The 3,845-nt window shown below is 62.8% G+C and carries 4 protein-coding genes; all 4 read left to right on the forward strand.

The genetic code is table 11. From position 1 onward, the window contains the following. Positions 1-791 (forward strand): FUSC family protein (locus AC1DSN_RS19670; protein ID WP_477332371.1); only part of this gene is annotated, 791 nt, incomplete at its 5' end. Next, positions 781-981 (forward strand): DUF1656 domain-containing protein, encoded by a 201-nt coding sequence (locus AC1DSN_RS19675; RefSeq protein ID WP_477297720.1) that lies wholly within the window; start codon positions 781-783, stop codon positions 979-981. The genes AC1DSN_RS19670 and AC1DSN_RS19675, both read left to right, overlap by 11 nt. 17 nt (positions 982-998) lie before the next feature. Further along, positions 999-1,883, forward strand: a complete 885-nt coding sequence (locus tag AC1DSN_RS19680) for an efflux RND transporter periplasmic adaptor subunit (protein ID WP_477332373.1) — start codon at positions 999-1,001, stop codon at positions 1,881-1,883. After that, positions 1,880-3,304: an efflux transporter outer membrane subunit gene (locus AC1DSN_RS19685; protein ID WP_477332375.1), complete on the forward strand. Its 1,425-nt coding sequence runs from the start codon at positions 1,880-1,882 to the stop codon at positions 3,302-3,304. Before AC1DSN_RS19680 ends, AC1DSN_RS19685 begins: the two co-directional genes overlap by 4 nt. Positions 3,305-3,845: the final 541 nt, after the last annotated feature.

Consider the following 3,845-nt stretch of genomic DNA (forward strand, 5'->3'; position numbering starts at 1 on the left):
TCGACGACCAGACCCCCGTCATGCGCAAGATGCTGGTCTGGACACTTGCTTCTATCCCCATTGGCGCGATTTACGTGTTTGCCATCTTGCCCTTGCTCGACGGTTTCATTCCGCTGGCCATTGTCCTTTTTCCGCTCATCGCGATTCCCGCAGCACTCATGACCGTGCCCCGGCACGCGCTGCGCGCCCTGTCGGTGCTGCTGGTCACCACCACTGTCATCGGTATCCAGCCGAGTTATCACGGCGACATGGAAGCGTTTGCCAACCTCGCCCTGTCGTCATCGCTTGGCACCACGGTTGCCCTGCTGCTCACCCAAGCAGTCCGGGTGATGGAAGGCCAGTGGGTCGCCCGGCGCATTGTCCGCTCCGGCTGGCGCGACTTGTCGGCGCTTGCAAGGCGACCGCCGGCCTCGGTCGTCCCCTTTGCTATGCGCATGCTCGACCGGGTCGGGTTGCTCTTGCCGAGAATTCCGCCCGCATCGCGACTGGCGGCCAGTAGCCTACGGGACCTTCGCATTGGCGTGAGCCTCAGTGAACTCATTGCCCTACGTGCCGTCATGGACGAGACCGGGACGATCGGCCTTGCGCGCTTGCGAGAAGCGCTGGTCCGCTACTTTGACATGCTTGCGGTCAGACCCGACGCACCAACGCCTATCCAGGTCACCGATGCGCTTGCCTCCTTGCAGCCGACGGTGCTCGCTCTGATACCGTATCGCTCGCGCCTGCGTGGCGTGTCGGCCTGGGTCGGTCTACGCCACACTCTTGCCACGAGAGACGGCCATGAACGGTGAGTGGGACGTCGGCGGGGTTTTTTTGCATGGCGCGCTAGTGACAGCACTGCTCGCCGGTGTCAGCCACCTCGTGCTCCGCTGGGTTCTTGGCCGCACGCACGCGTATGCTTGGATGTGGCACCCCGGCCTTGCCGATGCCGCCCTCTTTGTCGTTCTCTGGGCCGGCTTCGCAGCCGTGCTCCACCGCTGATGGTCTGGATAGCTGCCATGCGTCCCACTCTGCGCGCAATCATCCGCGTCCTCGTCACCCTAGTCGTGGTGTTCGCTGCCTGCCTTGCGGGCTATTTCCTGTGGCAGTACTACCAGGTGGACCCCTGGACCCGCAACGGGCGCGTGCGTGCCGACACCATCCAGATAACTCCGGACGTAACTGGCCTTATCACGGAGGTGCATGTCAGGGACAACCAGCGCGTGAGGCGCGGCGAGCTTTTGTTCGTCATCGATCATCCCCGATTTACACTGGCGCGCGCGCAGGCCGCCGCCAATGTGCGCACGCTCGACATCCAGATTGACCAGGCCCGTCGTGAAAACGCGAGAAACCGGCGTCTTGGCAACCTTGTCAGCAACGAGATGCGCGAAGAGAGCCAGATGAAGGTCGACACGCTCACTGCCAACCGTCTGCAGGCGCAGGCTGCACTTGATACCGCCGACCTGAATCTCGCCCGGACGGATGTGTTGGCACCCACGGATGGCATCGTGTCGAACATCGAGCTCCAGCCGGGAGATTATGCGACGGCGGGGAAACCAGTTTTTGCCCTCATCGACACTGCGTCGTTGCGCGTGGAGGGATACTTCGAGGAAACAAAAATTCCCCGCATCCATGTGGGTGACGTGGTCGATGTCATCTTGATGGGTGAGTCGGCCGTCATGCATGGCCATGTCGAGAGCATTTCAGGAGGTATCGAAGATCGCGACACGGTCAGCAGCCCGAGGCTGCTTGCCAACGTCAACCCGACCTTMAACTGGGTACGGCTTGCCCAACGCATCCCCGTGCGGGTCAGGCTCGATTCGATTCCTGCCGGCGTGCTGCCCATTGCCGGGCGCACGGCAACCGTACGCATCAGGCCTGTCGTTATCAGGAATCCGAGATGAGGCGGCGAGCCCTTGTGCTTGCAGCCGTGACCCTGCTAGCCGGATGCACGGTGCTCACGCCTGATTACCGTCGCCCGCCTTCTGCCGTCATGGAGCGGCCCGATGTACAAGGCCCATTTCGGGTCATAGATAATTCCGCTGTCAGCGTAGCACCCGCTATCGACCAGTGGTGGCGCCTGTACGGCACGCCCCAACTCAATTCCCTCGTCGACCAGGCGTTGACCGCCAACACAGACGTCCGCATCGCTGTCGCTAACCTTGCCCGTGCGCAGGCGGGTCTTGACGTCTCTCGCGATGCCCGCCTGCCCCAGATCGGCCTGCAAGCAGCCGGCGCCTATGCACGCGACTCTGCAGAGGAACAGTTGGTCGCGGGCCCGCTGCCAAACGAGCGCACATATGAGCTCGGTGCATCGGTGTCGTACCAAGTTGACCTCTTCGGCCAGGTGCGCCGTTCGATCGAGGCTGCAAACGCCAACGTGGACGCCGCACGGGCCGCCCAGGCGGCAACCCGAATGACGGTCGCCGCCCAGACGGTGCAAGCCTTCATCGGCGCATGCGCGGYCGGGCGGGAACTGGTGGTGGCCCGGCGCGCCATCGATATCCAGCGGCAGGAGACCCAGCTTGCATCGCGTCAGTTCAGTGATGGCCGGAACACGTCGCTGGACGTGACCCGCTCTACGACGCAAGAAGAACAACTGCTCTCCACGCTCCCGGTCTACGAGAGCCGGCGGAAAGAAGCCCTCTATCGCCTGGCAGTCCTTACGGGTGTTCCGCCCACCGGTTTCCCGCCGAACCTCGCTGACTGCACCGCGGAGCCCGTCCTCACTCAGGCCATTCCCACCGGAGACGGCCGCGCATTGCTTGCACGGCGCCCTGATGTGGCTCGTGCCGAAGCGGAACTTCGCCAGGCGACGGCCAACCTTGGTGTGGTCGCGGCCGACCTATATCCTCGCATCTCACTGGGGGCTTCTGGGGCTTCCGTGGGCCTGATGAAGAACTTCAATTCCGACGACACGTACAAGTTTGCCATTGGTCCCCTCATCACCTGGCAGTTCCCCAACCGGCGGCGCGCGAAGGCCACCATTGCGGGGGCGCAGGCGCAGATTGACGCGGCGTTTGCACAGTTTGACGGCACGGTACTTGCCGCGCTTCGTGAGGTGGAGTCCAGCCTTACAACGTATGGCGACGATCTGCAGCGCCTTGCCGGATTGCGTGCGACCGAGCGCAGCGCCCAGCGTGCATCGAATGACGCGCGGCGGCTTTATGAGGCGGGCCGAAGCGGCTTTTTGCCGGTGCTCGACGCCGATCGGAGCCTGTTGGTCATCCAGCAGTCGGTGGCGGCCCAGCAGACCATGGTCGCGCTCGACCAGATCCGGGTCTTCCTCGCGCTCGGCGGCGGGTGGCACTCGCCCTCGGCGTAGACCGGCGTGATCGTGGGCCGGAGAGCATCAATTTGGACGTCTCTTCGGCAAGTCGAATTTGCGGTCAGTGGCTGGCATCGAGCAGACCGAAAGTTCCAAGTTCGAGGTGAGTCTTGATGTCTTCGGCCACACCGACACAGATAAGGTTCGCCCGGTCCGAAACGAGCCGCACGGGCACGTCCGGTGCCTCGCGTTCAGGGAGCTGCTCTCCGTATCGGGTGGGTTGAACGAACAAATCGCCCGCCATCTGCGCCAAGGCCGGGGCGGAGCTGAGCTTGCGCCCATAGCTAGAATACTTGGCTCCTGGACTGAGAGGCATCGCGCGGTACGCTGGACTTCTGAGTGCCTTAGTGAACGAGCACGCATCGCAAAATGCGGAAACAAATCACAAAGCGCCTGCTCAATCGGTCAGCACTGTCAAAACTCGAACGCCTTCGAAAGGAGGCCATCAAAAGGATCACTTTGGCGATCATACGAGGTCGCCTTAGGGGCACCAAGATCGCCATTTTGTTTTCGGATCACCCATGAGTACCTCACAGCT

Source organism: Luteibacter sp. P4_D7_3, from assembly GCF_056401735.1.